This is a genomic window from Geobacter grbiciae (assembly GCF_018531165.1).
Classification (GTDB): Bacteria; Desulfobacterota; Desulfuromonadia; order Geobacterales; family Geobacteraceae; genus Geobacter; species Geobacter metallireducens.
In genome coordinates, this window is the sequence record NZ_JAHDIW010000016.1 from 48,217 (window position 1) to 70,720 (window position 22,504).

General features: G+C 61.7%; 10 protein-coding genes. 9 read left to right on the forward strand and 1 reads right to left on the reverse strand.

Features of this window, described 5'->3' with window-relative positions:
• Positions 1-7 precede the first annotated feature (7 nt).
• Genes KJB29_RS15945 through KJB29_RS15985 form a run of 9 tightly spaced genes read left to right on the forward strand, consistent with a single transcriptional unit; the run spans position 8 to position 20,021 of the window.
• The gene (locus tag KJB29_RS15945; protein ID WP_215735385.1) at positions 8-1,228 is read left to right on the forward strand and encodes a thioredoxin family protein; all 1,221 of its coding nucleotides are present in this window, start codon (positions 8-10) and stop codon (positions 1,226-1,228) included.
• A gap of 48 nt (positions 1,229-1,276) precedes the next feature.
• On the forward strand, positions 1,277-2,944 hold the full coding sequence (locus tag KJB29_RS15950; protein WP_215735386.1) for a ShlB/FhaC/HecB family hemolysin secretion/activation protein: 1,668 nt from the start codon (positions 1,277-1,279) through the stop codon (positions 2,942-2,944).
• Positions 2,945-2,959: 15 nt separating this feature from the next.
• Positions 2,960-12,865, forward strand: coding sequence for a filamentous haemagglutinin family protein (locus tag KJB29_RS15955; RefSeq protein ID WP_215735387.1), 9,906 nt, complete (start codon positions 2,960-2,962; stop codon positions 12,863-12,865).
• Entirely contained in the window at positions 12,865-14,676 is a 1,812-nt protein-coding gene (locus tag KJB29_RS15960; RefSeq protein ID WP_215735388.1) for a DUF2341 domain-containing protein, read from the forward strand. The genes KJB29_RS15955 and KJB29_RS15960 overlap by 1 nt, the downstream gene beginning before the upstream one ends.
• The gene (locus KJB29_RS15965) at positions 14,673-15,080 is read left to right on the forward strand and encodes an ExbD/TolR family protein (RefSeq protein WP_215735389.1); all 408 of its coding nucleotides are present in this window, start codon (positions 14,673-14,675) and stop codon (positions 15,078-15,080) included. Before KJB29_RS15960 ends, KJB29_RS15965 begins: the two co-directional genes overlap by 4 nt.
• Before the next feature lie 13 nt (positions 15,081-15,093).
• A complete protein-coding gene (locus KJB29_RS15970; RefSeq protein ID WP_215735390.1) occupies positions 15,094-15,822 on the forward strand; it encodes a TonB C-terminal domain-containing protein in 729 nt (242 codons plus the stop codon).
• Positions 15,823-15,868: 46 nt separating this feature from the next.
• Positions 15,869-17,764, forward strand: coding sequence for a putative porin (locus tag KJB29_RS15975; RefSeq protein WP_215735391.1), 1,896 nt, complete (start codon positions 15,869-15,871; stop codon positions 17,762-17,764).
• 26 nt (positions 17,765-17,790) lie between these two features.
• Entirely contained in the window at positions 17,791-19,071 is a 1,281-nt protein-coding gene (locus KJB29_RS15980; RefSeq protein ID WP_215735392.1) for a sensor histidine kinase, read from the forward strand.
• On the forward strand, positions 19,068-20,021 hold the full coding sequence (locus KJB29_RS15985; protein WP_215735393.1) for a hypothetical protein: 954 nt from the start codon (positions 19,068-19,070) through the stop codon (positions 20,019-20,021). The genes KJB29_RS15980 and KJB29_RS15985 overlap by 4 nt, the downstream gene beginning before the upstream one ends.
• Positions 20,022-20,538: 517 nt before the next feature.
• Here the strand turns inward: KJB29_RS15985 and KJB29_RS15990 are convergent.
• A complete protein-coding gene (locus KJB29_RS15990) occupies positions 20,539-22,329 on the reverse strand; it encodes a hypothetical protein (RefSeq protein ID WP_215735394.1) in 1,791 nt (596 codons plus the stop codon).
• Positions 22,330-22,504 lie beyond the last annotated feature (175 nt).

The window sequence follows — 22,504 nt, forward strand, 5'->3', positions numbered from 1 at the left end:
GGCCACGATGAACAGAATAGCCACGTCAAAAATAGTTGCCATGATGCTTGTTGTCGCGGTGGCCACCCCGGCCCTGGCGGCTGAACCACGGAATGGGGAGTCGGCCGGGGCCGACGCGGTCCTGACAAAAGCCATCGAAGATGCGCTCGGCAATGGAACGGGTTCCGTCAGTGTTGATCTGCCGCAGGCTGAAGGGAAGGCAAAAGCCGGCGATCTCGTGACGGTCCGCTACACCATGACCACGGCCGATGGTGCCCTGGTGGCCACCACCGAGGAGTCGGTGGCCGCTGACAAGGGGCGCCCGCGCTCCGTGGCATTCACGGCCCGAAGCCACTACCGCCCCGAAGAGGTCGTTGCCGGCGGCGAAGGGAATCTTCCGGGGGTGGCAGAGGCGGTCATCGGCATGGGAGAGGGGGAGAAGAAGCGGCTCACCCTCGCCGTCGACAAGGCGTTCGGCGCCCGTGACCCCCAGCGGGTCGTCACCATGGCGACGGTAAAGAGTCTCCCCCGGACGGTCGCCATTCCGGCGGCTGACTACGTGAAGAATTTCGGTGCCTTGCCGGTGGTGGGAAAGGAACTTCCGGTGGTTCCCTATTTCCCGGCCAGGGTCATCGAGGTGACCGAGCAGCAGGCGAAGCTGCAACTCCTCGCCAGGGACGGCGAGCGGTTCACCGAAAGCTTCGGCGCCGTGGAAACGAAGGTGGAGGGGGAGTCGGTGAAGATCCGCCTGGTCCCCACCATTGGCGCTCCCTTTGAGTTCCGCGGAAGCCGGGGAGTTATCACCGCCGCCGGCGAGGAAAACTTCACGGTGGATTTCAATCATCCCCTGGCCGACCGGAGCGTGGTGCTCGATCTTGAAGTGGTTTCGCTGACCAAGGGGGAGAAATTTGCGGCCATATCCGTTCCGTGGCTCGAAAATCACGATCAGGGGCTTGAGAAGGCGAAACAGGAAGAGAAGCCCGCAGTGCTGGTCCTCTACGCCGACTGGTGCCAGTGGTGCAAGAAGCTCTTTGGCGAAACCGCGGGGGATCCGCGGATAAAGGCGGTTTCCAACCGTTTTGTCTGGATACGGGTGAACTCGGACAAGGAGAAGGCATACAAGGAACAATACGGCCAGGACGGCTATCCGCTGATCGTGCTCCTCGACCGGCAGGGAAAGGTGGCCAAGAAGCTTGACGGCTTCCGCGATGCCGCCGGCCTGCGGGAAGAGCTGAATGCGCTGCTGTAGTTCACAGACTCCTCCATTCAATTCAATGCTCTGAAAGGCTTACCGACCATGACCACCATATTTCTGCCGATGCCCGACCGGTTGCGGCCCCTGCTTCGTATTGCCTTCATGTGTGGGGTCCTCGCCACTCTGCCGATTCTCTGCGATGTGTATGCCGCCGACGAGCCCCCTGCCGCCCGGGACGAAGCACGCCCGGAAGAGGCCGCGGAGCCGGCGGCAACCTCCGCTCCCGCTCCCGCGGAACAGCCGGTAACTTTTGCAATTACCACCATACTGGTGGAGAGGAATACCCTTTTCGCCTCGGACAGGTTGCAGGAGGTGCTGGCCCCCTTCGTGGGCGATGGCAAGACCGCCGATGATGTGGAAAAGGCCCGGGAAGCGCTGGAGAAATTCCACCACGATCAGGGCTATCCGACGGTGATCGTGAACATCCCCGAGCAGTCGGTGGAGGAAGGGATTATCCGGTTGCAGGTGGTCGAGCAGCGGATCAATACGGTTACTATCACGGGTAACCGCTATTTTTCACGGGAAATGATCCTGGAAAAGTTCCCCTCGCTCCAACCCGGCGGGATCCCCCATGTTCCGACCCTCCAGGCCGAGTTCGCCAAGGCGGGACGGAACCCGGACCTCAAGATCACGCCGGCCATGGCGCCTTCCAAGGAAGTGGGGTATGTGGACGTGGAGCTGAAGATAGAGGAGAAGCTTCCCCTGCACGGCAGCCTGGAGCTGAACAACCGGTCGAGCCACGACACCTCCGCTCTGCGGCTCAATGGAGCCATCCGCTACGACAACCTCTGGCAGCGGGAGCACTCCGTCGGGCTCCAGTACCAGACCGCACCGGAAAAAACACGGGAGGTCCAGATCCTCTCCGGCTCCTACGTCCTTCCCGATCCGTGGCATGACGACCGGCGGATCGTTCTCTACGGCGTCTGGTCCGATACCAATACCTTTGCGTCCCTTGGGGATATGCAGGTTCTCGGTAAGGGAATCATCGTGGGGGGGCGGTACCTGATTCCGCTTACCGGCAAGGGCCTTTACAACCACAGCGCCACCCTGGGCATCGACTACAAGAGGTTTGACGAGAGTGCCGGGTTCAAAACCCGCGTAAGCTACCTGCCGCTGTCGACGGCCTACGATGCGTCGTTTCAGGATTCCACCGGGTACACCCTCTTCAACGCCGGTCTCAACTTTGCTTTCCGGGGGGCAGTGACGGACCAGTCGGAAATGGCCGTCAAGCGCTCCGAAGCCAAGGGAAACTACCTGGCCGCCGTCCTCGGGCTGGAACGGCAGCAGAAGCTTCCCCTCGGCATGGGGCTCCGCGCGCGGATTGACGGACAGCTCTCCAGCGAGCCACTTATCCCCAACGAGCAGTTCGTGGCCGGCGGTATGGACAGTGTGCGGGGGTACAAGGAGAGCGAGGCCCTGGGCGATAACGGCTTCCATGGCTCCGTTGAGCTTCGGGCGCCTGACGTTACCCTGGGTAGCGTCATGAGCATGACCCCCTATTTTTTCTACGACATGGCGGCCGTCGAGCTGAAAAAGCCCCTCCCCGGCGAGAACCGCAGTCAGACCCTTCAGGGAACCGGGGCCGGCGTGCGGGGGATGCTGTTCAAGTTCATCGATTACCAGGTTGATTTCGCAGTTGCCCTCTCCGATTCGGACCGGATCAAGGAAGGGGACCGGCGGGTGCATTTCAGGGTCAGCTGCGCGTTCTAGCAACGGGAGAAGGATATGAGCAGGAAACATTCAATCGAAACCAGATCCATCGCCCTCTTCATGGCGACGACCACCGCGCTGTCGCCGGTGCTGGCCAGCGCCCAGGGAGTGCCGCGCGCAGCATCGCAGACAACGGGCGTTCCCCGGACCGCTGCCGTCCAGAGTTCGGGTATTCCCCGGGTCCTGTCCAATCTCATCCCCCCCACGGCCACGACCCTGCCGCAACTCAAGCCTGGCGGGGTTCTGGCCAATGCCGCGGTCGACACAACCGGCAATCTCCTTACCGTGAACCAGAGCGCCGACAAGGCGGTCATCGACTGGAACTCCTTCAACGTCGGCCGGGACGCCACGGTCCGGTTCAACCAGAACAAGGAGTGGTCGGCACTTAACCGGATCTGGGATGCCAACCCGAGCCAGATCTTCGGAACCGTCAAGGCCGACGGAAAGATTTACCTCATCAACCGCAACGGAATTCTCTTCGGCAAGGATGCGCGGGTCAATGTCAACTCCATCGTTGCATCGTCGCTCCACATCACAAGGGAGAACTTCGATAAGAGCCTCCTGAAATTCAGCAACCAGCAGGGGACTCCGGATGCCCCTGATGTGGCCATGCAGACCTACATGGCCAGTGCCGTGGCCAACGACGGTCAAATAACCACTGAAAAGCAGGGTGTCGCGATCCTCATGGGCTCCCAGGCGGAGAACCGTGGGCAGGTAGTTTCGCCCGAGGGTCAAATCGGCCTCGCGGCCGGCGACGAGGTGGAGCTTGCCCCCGACGAGAGTGGCAAGCGGCGGTATCTGGTTAAGGTTACTGCCAATCCGGGTGTTGCCGTCAACCGGGCCGAAGGGGCAATGACGGCCGACTCCGGCGTCATCGGCATGTATGGCCGTCAGGTTGTTCAGGACGGCACGGCACGGGCTGTTTCCGCCATCAAGAAGAACGGCGTCATCGAACTTCTGGCCACCGACTCGATTTCATTGGGGAAGGGGAGCAGAACGGAAAGCCCCGTTTCCGCTTCCTCGGAAACGGCCCATGAATCCTTCGAGTTCAAGGGGGGCGACATCCAGCTCAAGGGTCTCATGCCGGTGGTGGACACGGCGCCGGACAGTTCGCGTGTGCCGGCGAAGCGGATCAATGTGGAAGGAACGGTTTCGGCCCCGTCGGGGAGCGTGGTTCTCGAAGCCGATGAACGAGTTTATCTGGCAAGTGGCGCCAAGGTTGACGTAAGCGGGACCGAGGTCAATCTCGCGGCCGACGCGAACCGGATCGAATTCACCTACACCTCCGAGATCCTGAAGGACGAGTTCACCCAGAAGAGCGGTTTCCTCAAGGGGAAGACCGTCTCCATCGACGCCCATCAGGGGGCGAGCATCGGCGATGTTTCCGGCGAACTGGGAAAACGGGAGAAGACGGCCCTTGAGCGAGGCGTGACCGGTGGCGATATCTCGATATCGGCCCGCTCGGGAGATGTCATCGTCCGGGAGGGGGCGGAGCTGAACTTCTCCGGCGGCAAGACCAACTACGATGCAGGGAGCTACTCCACCACCCGACTCACCTCCCAGGGGAAGGAATACGACATTGCCACGGCTCCCCGGGAACTGGTTTACGATGGCCAGATCACCAAGGAATCCTTCCATGCTGCCCACTCCGAAGGTGCCGATGCCGGCAGTCTCGTCATGGTGGCGCCCAGGATGGCGATGGACGGCTCCATGAAGGGCTCGGTCACCCGGGGGGTATTCCAGACGCTGCAGGCCGAGCCGGTGAACGGAACCGGCAAACAGTCGGGCCGGGGGCGGAAGATGCCCATTGCCGGCACCGTTGAGTTCGGACAGAAGTCCACTAACCTACCCCCCGATACCGAAGATGCCGTGCTGGGCGATACGGTTATCGCGGCAAACGTCCCATCTCTTCAGGAGGATTTCACCGCCGACAGCGACCTTGCTGCACAGCGCAACGCCACCCATCTGGCGGCAAGCACCATCAATAACTCGGGAATCGGGACGCTGCGAGTCAGCTCCAACACCACCATCAGGACCGAGACGGGGGCTTCCGTCCGGCTCCAGCCCGGCGGGGAGCTGTCGCTGACGGCCCGCGGGATCGTTCACCAGGGTGAAATCGCTGTTGCCGGCGGCACGGTGAACCTGGTGACCCAGAACAACATCACCAACTTCAAGACCCTCCGGGATAAAGCGAACCCACGGGCGGTTACGGTAGCCGATGAAGGGATAACCATCGCAGCGGGAAGCGCCATCAGCACCGCCGGCGAGGTGGTGGACAACGGCCCGGCGGTAAGGGTGAAGACCCAGGGGATGGAGGCCGTAAGGACCAACGGGGGAACGGTAAAGATATTCGACCGGACCGCCAAGGGTCATGGTGTGGATGTGGCCGCCGGTTCGAACGTTGATGTGAGCGGCGGTCATGTGATTGACTCAAAAGGCAAGGTGTCGGGAGGCGATGCCGGTTCGGTGTCCCTGCAGGGGGAGCGGGTCAGCCTCGATGGCGATATTTCCGGTTACTCCCTCGTGGGGAAAAAGGGTGGCAGCATCAGCGTCCACGCCGGCGAGGTGGTGGTTGCCGCCGATCCCTCCGCAGTCGAAAACGCCGACCTGAAAAAGACCGTCATCGACGACAACCGCTTTGACGGCTCCGGATTCAGTTCCATCGAATACAAGGCCGAGCGGAACCTGACCGTGGCGGAAGGGGCAAACCTGGCCCCTTCGGCTGTAAAGCGATTCACCTCTACCCGCGGTGGCAGCAGAGTCGTCAGCTGTTCGGTGAACGACGATCTTGTGGGGCCGTCGAAAGTTAAATTGGCGGCCGGCGTCAACCTGGACCGCAACGACCGGGAGGTGGTCCCCAGCGTGTACGACGCCAAGGTCGTCATCGCGCGGAATACCACGATCAAGACCCCATACGCCGGCGAAATCTCCGTGTCGGGACCGGAAGTGGACGTGGCGGGAACTCTCTCGGCACCTGCCGGAAAGATCACCCTGACAGCCAAGTCCCGTTCCGTCATCCTGAGACCCACGGCCCGCGTCCTGGCGTCCGCCTACCTGAAAATCGACCTGAAGCCGCTGGTTCCCAATGTTCCCCGGGGGTATACGGCTTACGATGCCGGTACCGTGAGGATCGAAGGGGTGAGCCTGAATCTGATGCCGGGCGCCATTATCGACGTGTCAGGTTCCGCGCCCGCCACCAGCTACGCCAGGACCGGCAGGGGCGCCGTCATCACCCGGACCGTTGCCGGCGCGCCGGGTGAGGTTCAACTCGTCTACTCCGACCCGGTGCAGCCCGAAAACCTCCTTGGCACCGACTTCCGGTCCGCCGCGTTTCTGCCCGGTCTGCGGGGGGGCTCCTTCTCGCTCCTTTCCCAGAGCATCGAGCAGGGGCTGTCGCTCCGCGGAGAAGAACTTGTGCGGCTCGCCGCCGACGGCTTCGATTCATTTTCATTCACCAGCAAGAAATCCCTCACCTTCCTGGACGAAATGAACCTGATTGCCGGCAGGAAGATCCTTCTCGACGCGCCGGAGATGATCGGCGCCGATGGTCGTTCCGTGGCCCTGAGGGCGCCCTGGCTGGTGCTGCGCAACACCCTCGTGGGCGACGATCCCTCCGTGCGCCCCGCTGCAGCAGGGAGCGGCACTCTTACCCTGACCGCCGACTGGCTCGATGTGGACGGGGCGGTGGCCCTCTCGCGGTTCGACAGCGTGAGCGCCGACATCCGCAACGACATCCGCCTCTTCGACCGGACCTATTCCATGGACGGTTCCAACTGGAAGTGGCACGGCTCCCTTGTGGTGCCGGGTAACCTCTCTCTCACGGCCGACCGGATCTACCCGGCCATGCACTATCTGGACCCCGCCTATCCGTCGCGGGGGATGGTGCCGTCGGACTTCGCCGTGAAAGCCGGGCGCGACATCACCATTCTCCCCGCGACGGTCCGGAGCACCCTGCCGGTTCCTTCGGCCGGGGGGGCGCTCCTCTTCCAAGCCGGAGGCAACATTATCCAGCAGGGGACTCTCGCCGCGCTGGCCGGCACGATCAGGCTGGAGGCCAACCCCGATACGGGGCGGGTTTATCTGGGCGAGGGAAGTGTCACCACCGTCAAGGGTGAGGGGATGGTCCCCTTCGGGGAAGTCCACGAACTCTACTGGGAACTGGTGGACAAGAATAATCCGAAACTCCTCGGCAACAAGATAACTGCTGCTCCTGACAAGGAGATAAGCGCCACCGGAAACGAGGTCATCGTCCGCGACGGTGCGGCCCTTGATCTCTCCGGCGGCGGCACCCTTTACGGCTACCTGTTTCAGCCGGGGCTCGAGGGGAGCAGCGATCCCCTCGGCAAGGCAGGCCGCTACGTGATTCTTCCCGACAATTCGGTCTCGCTCCCCGGAGACCGGGTCTACCTGGAAGGGAGCGACCTCCTGGCGGCTGGGTACTACACCCTGCTCCCCGTGCAGTATGCATTTCTTCCCGGAGCACTGGTCGTGACCGACACCGGCAAGGCCATGAACCCCGGCGAACGGACGAAGAGCTGGGACAACCATACCATTGTCGTCGGGAGCGTCACCAGGGATGCCACCTCCCTCGGCACTACGAAACTCACCGGCTTCGAGGTGAGGCGGGCAGCCGATGTGCTCCGGGAGGGGAACTTCACCGTTGCCTCCCTGGAGGCGGGTGATGCCGGCTCCCTTGCGCTCAAGGGGAACAGCACCGTCGTCGACGGGAACGTCTCGGCCCGCCCCCTTGCGGGCTACCAGGGCGGAACGCTGGAGCTGAGCGGCAGGAACGTCAACGTCCAGTCGACGCGGGTTCCCCTGCCAGCCGGCTTCGGCGCGGGGAACCCCCTTGAGGCCCTTCCCGACAATCTCCGGGATCGGCTCTTCGTGACTGCGGACTTCCTGAACGGCGGGTTCAGCCGTATGACGCTCGGTGACACCATCAAGGCCGACACCGTTACGGTCGAGAGTGGCAGCTCCATCGCCGCCGGCGGCATTACCCTGGCCGCGAAGAACTCCGTCATCCTCGGCGAGGATGTGAATCTCTCTGCAACGAAAAGTGCCGGAGACGGTGTTGTCGCCATTGTCACGCCCACCGGCGATGCGGTTTTCGGTGCCGGCTCAACGGTCAAGGGCGAGGCAGGGGTGACACTCGATGCCCGTACCCTGGAGCTTCAGGAAACCGACGCCAAGAAGCAGGCCGGAATCGATGCCAGGGGAGGAACGCTTACCCTGGCCTCCGATACCGTCCAGTTCACCGAGGGTGACGCTGTCCCCGCGGAAAAGGGATTCCATGTTACCGAGAAGCTCTGGACGGCCTTTGGCGCCGCTGATTCCGGTGCCGGCAAAGCCCCGGAAGAAATCGTCATCAAAGGGCGGTCGGCGGTTGCCTTTACCGGCAGCCGCACCCTGAATGCAGCCGGTGACATGGTTATCGATACGCCGAGGATCACCGCTTCAGGGGTGGAGGGAAGCGCCCCCATAATAACGGCCTCGGCCCGGAATCTGACGTTGCGCAACACCGGCAGCCAGTCGACGGATGCCTCGCTTGCAGACACAGCTTCCCTCACCATGGCGGCAGACACGATTACGGTGGATGGGGCGCGCTACGATGCCGCTGCAAAGAAAGTGACCGGCGGTGACCTCCGTTTCGATGGCATGGCCTCGGTGAAGCTTGAGAGCAAAGGTGATGTGACGTTCCGGGGCAAGGGGAGCATGGCCACGGATGGCGACCTCACCCTCGCTGCCGGTCGGGTAACGACCGCCTACCAGCGGGACGGGATGACGCCGTATACCGCCGCCGATTTTACGGTAAAGGGAGGGGGCGCAGTGACCATCGCCAAGGGTGCGGCATCGGTGGAGAGTCCCGCTTCGCCTCCCCCGGAAGGCTCCCTCGCCATCGAAGGGAGATCGGTGCGCCAGAGCGGCACTATTGATGTTGCCGGCGGCCGCCTTGCCATTACCGCCACCGGCGCGGGAGACACTGACGGCATCAGGCTGGAGAATGGCGCGAAGATTCTGGCACGGGGAACCGCTGACGTTGCCGGCGGCATGGTAGCCCTGAAGGCCGATGCGAAAGACGTGCGGATTGAGAGTGGCGCGCTGGTAGACGTTTCCGCCGGTGCCCAGGGGGATGCGGGGAGCGTATCCCTGACGGCGGAGAAGGGGCAGGTCGTGCTTGAGGGGACCGTCAAGGGGGCCGCCCAGAGCCCCGGCCGGGGCGGTTCGCTCGCCATGGACGCCGGTTCGGTCGCCGATTTCGGCACCGTTATCGACACGGCAACGGCAGGGGGCTTCACCGAAGCGGTCAGCGCCAGAATCCGCACGGGCGACGTGAAGGTTGCCTCCGGCAAGACTCTCTCAGCCCGTTCGGTGCAGGTCTCTGCCGACAGCGGCGACGTGTTGGTGAACGGCACCGTGGATGCCTCCCATGCCACGGGTGGCGGGCGGGTGGAGCTTTTCGCCGGCAGGAATGTAACAGTGGCTTCCGGTGGCTCGGTAACGGCGAAGGGGACCGGCGCCGGCGCATCGGGTGGTGACGTGATTCTTGGCAGCGCCGCCAGGAGCGCCGCGGAGATTGCCGCCGGCACTGTGCCCGGAAAGGTGCCGGTCGCATCAGGCGCTACGGTGGACGTTTCCGGCAACGGCGGCCAGGGGGGGACGGTTCTTCTGCGAGGCCAGTACGACGCCGCAAAACGTGACGTGAACATCGATGTCGGCGGGCAGGTGAGGGGGGCGCGGGAGATCGTCGCCGCCGGTGTTGCCGTAAAGGAATACACCGGAGACAAGCAGGTGACGGCCACCGATACCACCTCGTGGAAGACCGAGGCCGATAAAGTGATGGCCAATGCCGCCGCCATCCGCACCCGCCTCGTCGGTGCCATGGATAACGACGCCAAATCTGCCTTCCAGTACCGCCCCGATGTGGAGGTCCGAAGCACCGGCACCATGACCATGAAGAACGATCTGGACCTGAGCACCTGGCGCTACAATGGCCAGCCCGGCTACCTGACCCTGAAGGCGGAGAAGGATCTGGTTCTCGAGAAGAAGATCGTCGATCACCCGACGGCAAGCCTCAGAACACTCCACAGCTCCACCGCCGCCCCATCGTGGGGCGTCAGGATGGCGGCGGGCTCCGACCGGGCCGGCACCAATCCGTTGGCGGTGAAGCGGGGGACCGGTGACCTGAAGCTCACCACCGATGGTTCGCTGGTCTACAGCGAGACAGGAGCCGTGGATTTCGCCTCGGGCCGCGATACGGTTATCGCCAAGGGGGTGAAGAGCATCCCCAGCTACATGACCAACTTCAACTTGAAATACAACCTTGCCACCTACACCGGGAATATCCGGGGGAATGTGGGACGGAACCTTTCCCTTGAGGGGGGAACGGCCATCCAGTCGGCGGTGGGGAACATCGGCATCGACATTGCCGAGAGCCTGGTCAACAAGGGGGCCATAAGGACCACGGGCCAATACCAGGGGAGCATCAACGCGGACGGCACCCAGCCGGGCTTCTTCGATTACTGGAATTTCGCCGGCGGCGGCGATATTGCCATCCGGACCGGCAAGACGGTGGAGGGGACAATCGCCAAGGACAAGTCCTGGGACAACGCCTATCAGAATAGCGATTTGGCTACACGGGATCTCATCCCTAAACTATGGGCCGCAAACTATACCGGTAGTGCCACCACTCCCCAGACCGAGGGAATTGCCGCCATGGGTGGCGGCGACGTCACCGCGGCCGCTGGCGGCGGCGTGACTGGACAGATGGGGACTTTCGGCAAGGGGAACCTGACGATCACCAGCGGTGGCGACCTGAAGGGACGCTTCCTTGTGAAGGAGGGTGAAGGAAGCCTCACTGCCGCCGGCAACTTCGGCGCACCGCCGGCCGATGCCGCCAAGCTGACGGACAATCCGCCCGAGACGGTGCTGGAGCTCTTCGACGGCAGATTCAACGTTAAGGCCCAGGGTGACGTGGAGCTGGGTACCGTCAACAACCCTACCCTCAGCAACAAGGCCTTCGGCAAATGGAACCTCTCCTATGGCGAGAACGCGGCGGTGAATCTCGCGTCCCGCACTGGCAACGTCTCCTTTTATGGCACCGGCGCATACACCAACTACGACAACGACTCGAACCGTCGTAACCTGGAGAAGATCCTCCCCGGCACGGTTGAGATGACGGCTGCCGGCGACATTCGGCTCTACAGCGACATGTATCTGGCTCCGTCGCGCACCGGAAATCTTGTCCTGAATGCCGGCGGCTCCATCGACGGCTCGCCCGTTGACCCACGCAGCGGTGTGAAGGCACGCATCCTCATGACGGACCAGTCCCCCGACGATTACTACGGCCCGAGCACCGTCAGTCTCTTCGAACGGGTCAAGGCCCTGAGAAACGCCGCCCTCCATGCCGCAGTGCCGGTGCACAGGAACGACAGCACGAAAATTCAGGTTGCTGCTGCCGGTGGTGATATCCGGAACCTGGATTTCATTCTGCCGAAACCTGCGATGCTGAACGCCGACCGTGACATCAGCAACGTTTCCTTCAAGGGGCAAAACCTTCGCGGCAGGGAGACCGACGGGAACGGCGTGGTCACCTACAGCGGGGACGTTACCGAGATCAGCGCCGGACGCGACATCGTGATGCAGGAGCGGCGCTCGCTGAATGGCGCCGACATCAAGACCGGCACCGGATTCGATGTGGCCGGACCGGGGCGCTTTGTGGTCCGGGCGGGGCACGATATCAACCTGGGCAACAGCCGCGGTATTCAGGCCAACGGCAATGCCGAGAATCCGGCACTGGCCAGCAAGGGAGCAGACATCCTGGTAACAGCCGGTTTGACGGCTACCATCCCACCCGGCGATGAAGACAACTATTTCACGCTGCTGAAGTATGCGGCACTCCTTGCCCAGACAAAACTGACGGAGCGTAGCGGCATACTACAGGAGGCTGAAAGAGCATTTCTCGTCGATCCTTACATGGACAAGGATGAAATCTTCTTCGATCGCCAAAAATACGATGCCGGCAAGAAGTACTACGATCTTCTCTGGCAGTTGCGAGATGCCGGCCAGCAGGAGATTGTTGCCGCTGTCAGGGAGAAGGTCATTGTCCCGTTCACGGGCAACCGCTCCACAGGGGGTGGCGGCAATGTCGACATGGCGTTCTCCGAGATCAGCACGAGCGCTGGAGGAAATGTTTCGGCGTTTGCCGGCGGAGACCTGAATGTGGGGAGAACGGCAAAATCAAACAACACCGACAATACCGGCGTCTACACCTCCAATGGGGGGAACGCGAACATTTTTGCGGTCGGTGATGTGAACGTGAATGAGTCACGCCTCATGACGTTCCGGGGAGGAGATATCACTGTCTGGTCCGATGAGGGCGACATCAATGCCGGTCGCGGCTCGCGGACCGCCATCAGCGCCAAGCCCCCACGGATTTCTCCGATAAAGGATGCGGACGGAACTATCACCGGTTACCAGCTGGTGTTCACCCCACCTGCCCTGGGGAGCGGCATGCGTACCGTAACATACGGTGACGATGCCCCGCCGCCGGGAGGCATTTACGCCATGGCCCCCAACGGTGTCTTCGATGCCGGCGAGGCAGGGGTTTCCGGTGGTCGTGTCGCCGTTCTTGCCAATGCCGTTCTGAACGCCGGAAACATCAAGTCCCTGACCGGAGCAGTGACAGGAGTCCCTGTCTCGTCCTCCGCCGTCAGCCTTGGTAGCCTGAGCGGCTCAAGCAGTCTCACCGAAAGTACCAAACAGGCGGAAAAAGCCGTTGGCGGCACAGATAAGGAAAAATCGAGCCAGTCATTGATCAAAAAGGATGAAACGTTCGTCACCTCATGGCTCGACGTGAAGGTAATCGGCTTCGATTCGGAAGATGGCAACGAAAAAGACAAGAAAAAGCAGGAGATGTGATGAGCACACCTGAACGGAGGAGCATGATGAACAGCAGGATGATGGGACGCCTTACGCGGCTGACGCTGGCTGCAGCGGCGCTGGTGATGACGGTGGCCGCCGTGCGGGCCGAGGCGTGGTGGGACGAGAAATGGCAGCAGCGGCGCAAGATCACCATCAACACGACGGCCCAGGGAGCGGAAGTGAAGGAGGCGGTTGCCGATGCGGCGGTGCTGGTCCGGCTCCACACGGGGAACTTCAGCTTCACCACCGCGAAGCCCGACGGTTCCGACGTCCGCTTCGTGAGCGGCGACGACAAGACACCCCTCAAGTTCCACTTCGAGATGTACGACGCGAAGAAGGAGATCGCCCTTGCCTGGGTGAAGGTGCCCCAGGTGGCGCCCAACTCGGGCCAGAACACGATCTGGGTGTACTACGGCAACAGTGGGGTCCAGGCGGCCCAGGACGTCGGCGGCACCTACGATACCCCCCAGGCACTGGTCTACCATTTCAGCGAGACCCAAGGTGCGCCCCAGGATTCCTCTTCGTATAAGAATCACGCGAAGGAGTTTGCCGGCGGGCTCGGCGCGCCGGCCCTGATCGGCGGCGGCGCAACATTCAAGGGGGCGGAGCGGATCGTGGTTCCGGCGTCGCCGTCGCTTTCGTTCCCCAAGGGCTTCACCTTTTCTGCCTGGGTGAAGCCGGCCCAGCTTCAGGGGGAGGCCCATCTCTTCTCATGGGGTGACGGCGCCCAGGGCATCGTCGTCGGTCTGGACCAGAGTGGCGCGGCCTTTGCCCGGGTGGGGCAGGCCGTTACGGGCCGGACCCAGCCCCTGGCTCCCCAGGGATGGCACCACCTTGCCGTGGCCGCCGAGCCAGGCAAGCGTCTGGTGATTTACCTCGACGGCCGTGAGGCCACAGCGGTGGCCATGCCGGCCTCCATGCCCGCGCCGGCTGGCGAGGCATCCATCGGCGGCGGCGCCCAGGGGGGTAACTTCTTTGCCGGCGAGATGGATGAGGTGACCCTGGCCAGTGTGGCCCGCTCGGCCTCGTGGTTTGCCGCCGCTGCCGGAAGCCAGGGGCAGGAGGGGAAACTGGTGTCGCTGGCCCAGGAAGAGGCAGGGGGCAAGGGAGAGGCCGATCTCACCATCCATCTGATGAAGGTCATTGCCAAGAGCATCACCCTGGACGGCTGGGCCATCATCGGCCTCTGTACCTTCATGCTTTTCCTGGCCGCCGGGGTCTTTGTCTATAAATTTCTGGCCCTGCAGAAGATTGTCAAGGGGAACGAAACGTTCCTCGAAAGCTTCGGCGAGCTTCACGACCCCCTGGCCCTTGAAGACACGGACGATGATCTGAAGCATTCGTCCATGTACCGGATCTACCAGGCCGGGAAGATCGAGATCGAGCGGTGGCTCGCCCGCCAGAGCGCGGATAAGGAGATAAGCAGCCTTTCTCCCTCTGCCCTCAATATCTTCCGGTCGTCCCTCGACAAGGCCAATGTCAAGGAAAAGCAGAACCTCTCCTCCTGGCTCATCGTCATGACGCTCGGCACCTCCGGCGGGCCGTTCTGGGGGCTGCTCGGCACGGTCTGGGGGGTCATGAACACCTTCGCGAGCCTTGCCGAATCGGGTGAGGCGAACCTCACGGCCATCGCCCCGGGGGTCGCCTCGGCCCTGGCCTGCACCCTCTTCGGCCTCTTCGTGGCCATTCCCGCACTCTTTGCCTACAGCTACCTGACCAACCGGATGAAGAACCTGAACGCCGACACCCACGTCTTCATCGACGAATACGCGGTGAAGGTCGAGGGCGTCTACGGAGAAAGAGCATGAAAGCGCCGTCCGATGACATGGATGAAACAGTCGAAATAAACGTCGTACCGCTCCTGGACCTGGCCTGGAACCTCCTGGTGGTGTTTATGATCGTGGTGACGGCGTCGGTCCAGGGGATCAACGTGAACCTCCCCAAGGCGAGCGCGGCCGCCGGGAAGATCAAGCCGAGCACCAAGGCGATCACCGTCGCCTCCGAGGGGACCATCTATCTGGACAGCGTGCCGGTGACTTTGGCGGAGCTTGAAACCTATTTGCGCCAGGCAAAGGCCAGCGATCCGAACCTGCCGGTGGTGGTGCGCGGTGACGAGAAGGTCGAGTACAAGAGCATCGTGGAGGTGCTCGATCTCCTCTCCAAGCTGGAAATCAGCCAGTTGGGGCTCGTGACCCAGAAACTGGTGAAGTAGCGGAGGAAAACCAATGGCAACGCACAAGAAGAAAAAGCCCCAGCTGAAGAATTTTTTCGTCCCGGCAGCGGTGGTGCTTGTCATCATCGGCGGCATCGGCTTCGTGGCCAAGGTGATGCTGACCGATACCGGCGGCCCCCGGAAGAACAAGATTACCACGGTATCACTCGTGAAGCCGCCCGAACAGCCCAAGGAGAAGCCCCCCGAGCCGGAGCCCCCCAAGGAGATGCCAAAACCGCAGCAGATTGAGACCCCCACCATGGCCCAGCCCGATTCTCCCCAGCAGGCGAGTCAGGCGCCGGACGACGGTCCTGCCGCCGGGAGCGATCTGGGGGTCGACGGCGAGGGGGGGGCTGGCTCCGACGGTTTCGGCCTCGTGGGGAAGAAAGGCGGCCGCGCCATAACCCTCGGCGGCGGGGGGGGCGGCGGAGGCGGCATGAACCGGCTGTCGCTCCTTGCCAGGTACGGCTGGTACACGAAAAAGGTGCAGGACGAGATCCGGGGCAAGGTGAAGTCGCTTCTGAACGACAACGGCGGGTTCCCCAAGGGTAAACTCCAGGCCGTGGTCAAGCTGACCCTCGATGCGAGGGGGGTGGTGGTGGATCATCACATTGTCGGTTCATCGGGCGATACCCGTATGGATGAGGCGGTGCGCAAGTCCCTCGGCTTGATCCGGATCAGCGAGGCCCCCCCTGCGGATATGCCCCGGACCATGACCATCAAGATATCGTCCCTGGGATAGGGACAACTCTACTTATTTTAACTGAACAATGAACGGAGGCTTTGTAATGAAACGTACCATCACCCGCCTGACCAGCGCGGCAGCACTTGTCACCCTCATGGCCGCCGCGCCGGCCCTCGCGGTGGAGACGCCGCCCGTTGCCGCCAAAATGGCCGGGATCGGCGAGCTCATAAAGCTCCTCAGGGAGAAGGGGGTCATTTCGGAAGAGGAGGCCGGCACCCTTGAACGGCGCATTGCCGGCGAGGAGAAAAAACAGCCCGAAGCGCCGCCCGAGCCCGTCGTAACGGCCGAAGCCGGTGCGGCGGAGCAGGTGAAGTTGACCTTCGCGGAAGCCTCCGACCTGATCGGCGCCATGAACGACCAGGGGATCATCAGCACCGAGGAAAGCCTGGCCCTCAAGGAACGGCTCTATGAAATCCGGAAGGAGGCCAAGGGGAAACTGGATTCCCCGGTGCCGGCAGTAGAGCGGAAAGAGACCGCTGATATCTTCGCGGGAACCGCCATCGAGTACCGGCGCTCCACCAAATCGGAGCAAGAGGTGGCGGAAATGGTCGCCGCGGCCCGCGGAATCGGCCTCGTGAGCAGGGAAGAGTCGTCCAGCCTCATGGCACGCTACCGGGCAAAGGCAGAAACCGACCAGCTTACCGGCGCCATGATCGACGAAGTCAACAGGGGGGTAGGCGAGAGCATCGACCGGCGGGTGACCGAGGAGATGACGAAAGTGGACAAGCTGGGCGACAAGTTCGCCAAGCTGCCCGAGTGGCTCAACCGCTTCAAGTTCTCGGGTGATATCCGGCTGCGGTACCAGGGGGATTATTTTGCCAAGGGGAATGCAGGAACGTACAACAATCCAGTAAAGGATGAATTGATAAATACTACTGTAGATCGTCAGAGGGTTCGCATTCGTGCCCGATTGGGCATAAATGCGAAGGTGAATGATGAAGTTGAAGCGGTCCTCAAGCTTGCAACAGGCAACGATAGAGATCCGGTATCAACCAATGACACCCTGGGGAATAACTTCAACAAACATGGCTTTGTGCTGGATCTTGCCTACTTGCAGTGGAAACCGACTGGTGGAATGGCCCTCTGGGGAGGACGTATGCCAAGCCCGTGGTTCTCTACGGATTTGGTCTGGGACCCTGACCTCAATTTTGAGGGGATCGCAGCTACCTATGCAGGACAGTTCACAGATTCATTCGGCGGATTCCTAACAGCCGGAATTTTCCCGGTGCAAGAGATCGAGCTCTCCCAGCGCGATAAATGGCTCTGGGGGGTTCAGGGTGGGATGGAGTTCAGGCATGGGGAGGATATTTCAGCCAAGCTTGGAGTAGCTTACTATAGTTATGAAAATCTCAAGGGCAAGTTAAGCAAGATTGATGGAGAGCAAAACGCCAGCGCAATTACTTATGCCCAAAAGGGAAATACCTTCTTTGACATCAACAGAGACTTAATACCAGGATCCAGCTTACCCACCGGTCTGGCCTCCAACTTCAAGGAACTCAACGTCACCGCCGCCGTGGATTTCGGCTTCTGGGACCCGATTCATTTCGTCTTCATGGGCGATTACGTGAAGAACCTCGGCTTTGACCTGGACGAGGCCCAGAAGCTGACCGGCGACAATCTGGTGAAGGACGATTCCACCGGATACCAGGTCGGTCTCGCGGTAGGCCACCAGACCGTCACGAAGCCGTGGGAGTGGAAGAGTTACCTCTTTTACAAGAAACTGGGCGCCGATGCGGTCTACGATGGGTTTACCGATTCGGATTTCCATCTGGGCGGCACCAACGCAAAAGGGTGGATTCTCGGCGGGGATGTGGGGATACTCAAGAACTTCTGGCTCTCCACCAAGTGGCTGACTGCCAACCAGATAACCGATACGCGTGCCAAGCCCGGCCCCTTCGACGTGGATGTCTTCCAATTCAACCTCAACGGCAAGTTCTAATCTTCTCGCGAGTGTCCACCGCACTGATGAAATGGCGCTCCATGCTGGACCGCGCCGCCGTCCCGGGCTTTCGCCCCGGACGGCGGTCGCGGCCTCTCTTTGACCGCCGGAAGTTCACGGCGTGGCTCGGCCGCCGCTACGAGGCCCTCTATACAAACCGCCGCCGCGTCTTCGGCGCCAACTTCCTGAGCGGCCTCCTCATTGCCTTTTCGGTCTTCTTTCTGGGGCAGACCGGGGTTTTTGACGCAGTTCTCGACTTCTTCATCCGGCTGTTGCTGACCGTGAAGCTCATGCTGATGGAGCGGCGTCTCATGCCGATGCCGCTCCTTCCCACTATCGCCTCCTTCGTGGCCGTCGTCGCTGCCGCGGCACTCATCTGCACGCACATCCGCTCCATGGCGGCTGCGGTGGTTCTCAATCTCATTCTGTGTCTCGCCATCATCGGTATCAACTTCTTCGAGCCGACTCCGTTTCTCCTTCCCTTGGGCACGGTGCCGGTGGTGCTCCTCATCACCCTTGGTGCCCTTCTCGACTGGCTCCTGGAGCGCCGTCTGCTGCGGCGCCGCTCCACCCTTTCCGCGGAGCGCCAGGAGACCGGTTTCACGATCCTGCGTCACATAGCCCATAGCGTGAACCCCACCATCCAGATGGCGCTGGCGCCGTTGCGGGATCTGCACGATCACCTGGAGCGCCGCAGCCTGACGGGCGATGTCATCGGCACCCGTCGCGACGGCAGCGCCGAGCGGGTGGAGGACGCCCTTGCGGCGACGGAACTGGGGCTGCGGCAGATACGCGAGATCCTGGACACCACGGAGGATCTTTTCGGCAACAGGATCGAGGATCGTGATTTTGAAGAGGTGGACCTGCGCGAGCTTTTCGCCCGGGAAATCATCCCGCTCTTTCCCCACCCCCGCTTCTCTCTCCGGACCGAATTCAACGGCGTGAATACCGTACGGCTCCATCGTCCTTCCTTTGTGCAGGCGGTGAAAAACCTCATCCGTAACGCCGAGGTCCACGGTTTCCCCCCTGGCTTCCAGCGTGATGAGGGGCTCTGGGTGAGATTTTCCATTTCGCGGACGGTGAAGGAGATCGTTATAGATTATGAAAACAACGGCATACCTTTCCCCGAAGGGATGAGGACAAGGGACTTTCTCGCCTTCGGGACCAAGGGGAAGGGGAGTCCGGGCAAGGGGCTCGGGGGCGCCTGGGTTGCCAAATTCATTGAAATCCACAACGGCACGTTCAGCAAGCTGGGGAATGATCCGGTACGCTTCAGGATGACATTGCCGAGGAGGCGGGTGACATGAGCGAGGGATGCGGCATTGCGCTCACCATGCTGATTATCGATGATGACGAGCGGTACGTGGACGCCCTTTTCCGCGACGCCCGAAGGGCCGGGATACGGCTTCTGCACGCGGGAAGCCTGGAGGAAGGGAAGGTGGTGGTCGAAGGTGTCGATGGGGCCGGCATCTGCGGGGTAATCCTCGACGTGGAGTGCTATAAGCGCCGCGACGATGCAACCCCCGATTCCAGCTTCATCATCGCCGCCACCAAGTATTTCACCGAAAAGGCCCCCCATCTCCCGGTGGTGGCCCTGACCGGCGTTCAGGCGCTCTTCGACCGCTACGTGAAGGATTTTGCCGGCATCTGGCAGGTCTACAAAAAGGGGCGCGACGAGTCAGCCATGTTCGCACACCTTCGGCAACGGGCACTGGAGCTTGAGTGGGTGAAAGTTGCCGGGCGCTATCCGGATGTCTTCCGGGTGGTGGACACGTACCTTGGGGCCGATACCCGCCAGGCGCTCATCGACTGCCTGGGGACCATGGATGACGTCACTCCTGCCCGCATCCGGGGGAATCTGGCCAACCTGCGGAGCATCCAGGAGAAGCTCTACATCGTTCTCCACCGCCACCGCCCCGACATGGTGCCGCGCCGGTTCATCTACTACGAGCATGGCGACCAACCCCTCAAGAGCGTGAACGTGGCCGCCATTCTGGAGCACCTGAAGGGGAACTTCGACATGCGGAGGCAGCAGATTCAGGGGGAGGTATTCCTCCACTACCGCTCGCCCCTCTACCGCTTCTCGGAGCTGGTCTACCGGGTCTCCTCCGACGGCATCCATGCCATCGACGAAGACAGCGCCGACAAGCCGACCCGTTACACCGTGCAGGCGGTGGCCAATGCCCTGCTTGAGCTTGTCCTCTGGTTCGGGAGGGTGGCGGGGGAGGAGAGCAGCGAATGTGCCGGGGTGCGTTAATACGTGACTTGGGGGCCAGGGTGGAGTCGGCTTTATGGATGTCAGGATGCGGGAATAGTAGAGAGTTTCACGATACCGGTTGTTTCAGGAGGTGATCGCCATGTACTGTTCCGTGTTTCGCCAGTATGGTCTCCACGGCAAGTCAAAATCATGCCGGAAGTGCGAAAACTGCCCCCGTCATCTGAAGCCGTGAGGGATGCTCAACGGGCGTAGAGATGATTGCAGGGGTGAAGGCAGAGGAAGTCGTCGCCGAACAGTATGGCATGGGTGCAGGTCGGTGGTGATCCAGCCTCAATCCTGCAGTAGAACAGATTGGTGTTCGGGGTTCTGACGGTCTGACACTGATTATGGCCTGAAATTGTTATGTCCATACGGTAAGGCTAGCATGACCATGTGTTATCGATGTGATTTTTGTGCAACAGTTGTCTGTATTGCTACGAAAAAACCCGGACCGGGAAATCCCGATTCGGGTTTTTTCGTTGGCAGATGCCTCTTACTACCATTTTCCGAATAGCTTCTACTGCGCCTTGACGAAGATCGGGTTGCTGTAGAACCAGAGATCGTCCCAGGCCATGTCGGCAGTGTTGGTGCCGGGGGTGTTGAGCAGCGGGTTGCCGGCGGCGTCGGTGCCGTAAACGACCTTGGTGCCGGTCGGGTCCATCTTTTTCACGTCATAGCCGAGATTGGTGCCGCGAATGCGGAAGAACATGTCGTTCTCGACCGCCGGCACGGTGAAGGTCATGGTGGTGTACCCTTCAGCGTCGGTGCTCCAGGAAGCGGCGTCGAAGGTCTTGACCACGCCGGCCACGGTGGTGTCGATGGCATTGAATGCGGGGTTCGGGGTCACATTGTCAGCCATCAGCTTGCTTGCCCTGGTCGGGTTGATCCGTCCCTGGATCAGCTGGACGTGGTGCACCGACGGGGCCTTGCACTGGTAGTCGGCAGAGGCATTGACGCCGGCCTGGCAATTGTTGGTTGCCGGTGTTTTGAAACGGATTTTGACAGTGATCTTGTCTCCCTTGTCGACGGGGAGGGTTTCGCCCATGGTGGCGTTGTTGTAGCCATAAGCGGCTTTTGCGGCTGGAGCGGCCCCGTGGAAGACCCTGAAGTCGAGCTCGTTGATCAGGTCTCCATGGACGGAATACGCGTTACCCGACCGCAGACCGGCGACAACCTCTTCCTGGGAGTAGATGCCGTCATCATTCAAATCTTTCACCTTTATGTGGGTCTTGAGATACTCGCCCGGCCAGAAATCGGCGCCGGCGTCGTTATGGAAATCGGAGCTGGCAAAGTTGAAGAAATTCCTGCCGTCGGCCAGCAGGTTATCCCAGAGCCCGCCGACTTCCGCAATGTATTTGCCGGCTCCGCCATAGGTGCCGCCCCCACAGGCGCCGGTGCCGAACTCGCCGCGGTTGCCGGCCTTTTCGTGGCCGGGGATTCCCTCAAAGCCGAAGGCCACGGTGGGGCCGTTGTCGTTCATGTCGCGAAATGCGGCGATGGACCAAGCGTTGACGCCGCAGCCGGCCCGTTCCACGTGGGCCGGGATAATCCAGCTGGTGGCCGGATAGTTTGCCTGCATCCACCTGACCGCGTCGATGGTCTTATTGTGGAGGGCGTTCAGCGCCAGGACTGCGGAGTAGTCGGGGGCCGTGTATGCGCTGTTCTGGAGCTTTCCTTGCCACCCCATGGTATCGGCCGTGGCGGTAGTGGCGGTGCCGTCGGAATCGGACTTGTCGAAGCGGTATTCGAACTCGGCGATGGGGCGGGCGTCGGCGGCAGCGATGCCGGTGCTGCTGTGCTCATGCCCCGGCGGGTTCCACTCCATGCCGGTCATGGCGAGCTTGTCGGGGTAGTTGGCGCGGATTCCGAGGAGCCAGTCGTAGGCCCCCATGTAGGTCGGGCCTGTGTAGCCCGGGATGTCAGAGGTGCGAAGCAGGGACTGCCAGCGCCACATGTTGGCCGGCGCCGCTGCCGGGTTGGGATCACCGACGGAGGGGAGGGAAGCAAATGTCGTCCACTTGTTGCCGAATCCGTCCCGGTTCCGGACTCCGCCATGCTCGGAGTTCGCCTGGAAGTCGAGGCCGAAGCGGAACCCCTGGGGCATGACCCCTTTTTTCCAGGGAGCGGTTCTGGCCGCCGCCGCGGGTACGCCGGGGGCATCCAGGTCGTTCATGGTGTAGCTGCCGTCGGTGAAGTAGGTATGCTGGTGGAAGTCGCCGGTCATCCACTTCTCGGCGGCAAGGGCGTTGCCGGCGGTAATCACGGTTACCGCCAGTGCTGCAGCGAGCGCTTTACGATTGCCTGTCATTGAATCCGTTCCTCCTTGTTTTTGGCTGCGGGTATTCCCGTGATGTGACTATGCCTTGTGGTTATGTCGGTTTCATGGCAATAGACTAACAATTTGCTGATATATATCGGGACGTGAACCGGATTGCAGGGGCGGGCCGCATGCTTGCAGGCAGGGCGGATGAGGCAAAAAAGTA

Coding starts and splice junctions, on each gene's coding strand:
- KJB29_RS15945 (WP_215735385.1), top strand. CDS start 8: ATGAACAGAATAGCCACGTCAAAAATAGTTGCCATGATGCTTGTTGTC.
- KJB29_RS15950 (WP_215735386.1), top strand. CDS start 1,277: ATGACCACCATATTTCTGCCGATGCCCGACCGGTTGCGGCCCCTGCTT.
- KJB29_RS15955 (WP_215735387.1), top strand. CDS start 2,960: ATGAGCAGGAAACATTCAATCGAAACCAGATCCATCGCCCTCTTCATG.
- KJB29_RS15960 (WP_215735388.1), top strand. CDS start 12,865: ATGAGCACACCTGAACGGAGGAGCATGATGAACAGCAGGATGATGGGA.
- KJB29_RS15965 (WP_215735389.1), top strand. CDS start 14,673: ATGAAAGCGCCGTCCGATGACATGGATGAAACAGTCGAAATAAACGTC.
- KJB29_RS15970 (WP_215735390.1), top strand. CDS start 15,094: ATGGCAACGCACAAGAAGAAAAAGCCCCAGCTGAAGAATTTTTTCGTC.
- KJB29_RS15975 (WP_215735391.1), top strand. CDS start 15,869: ATGAAACGTACCATCACCCGCCTGACCAGCGCGGCAGCACTTGTCACC.
- KJB29_RS15980 (WP_215735392.1), top strand. CDS start 17,791: ATGAAATGGCGCTCCATGCTGGACCGCGCCGCCGTCCCGGGCTTTCGC.
- KJB29_RS15985 (WP_215735393.1), top strand. CDS start 19,068: ATGAGCGAGGGATGCGGCATTGCGCTCACCATGCTGATTATCGATGAT.
- KJB29_RS15990 (WP_215735394.1), bottom strand. CDS start 22,329: ATGACAGGCAATCGTAAAGCGCTCGCTGCAGCACTGGCGGTAACCGTG.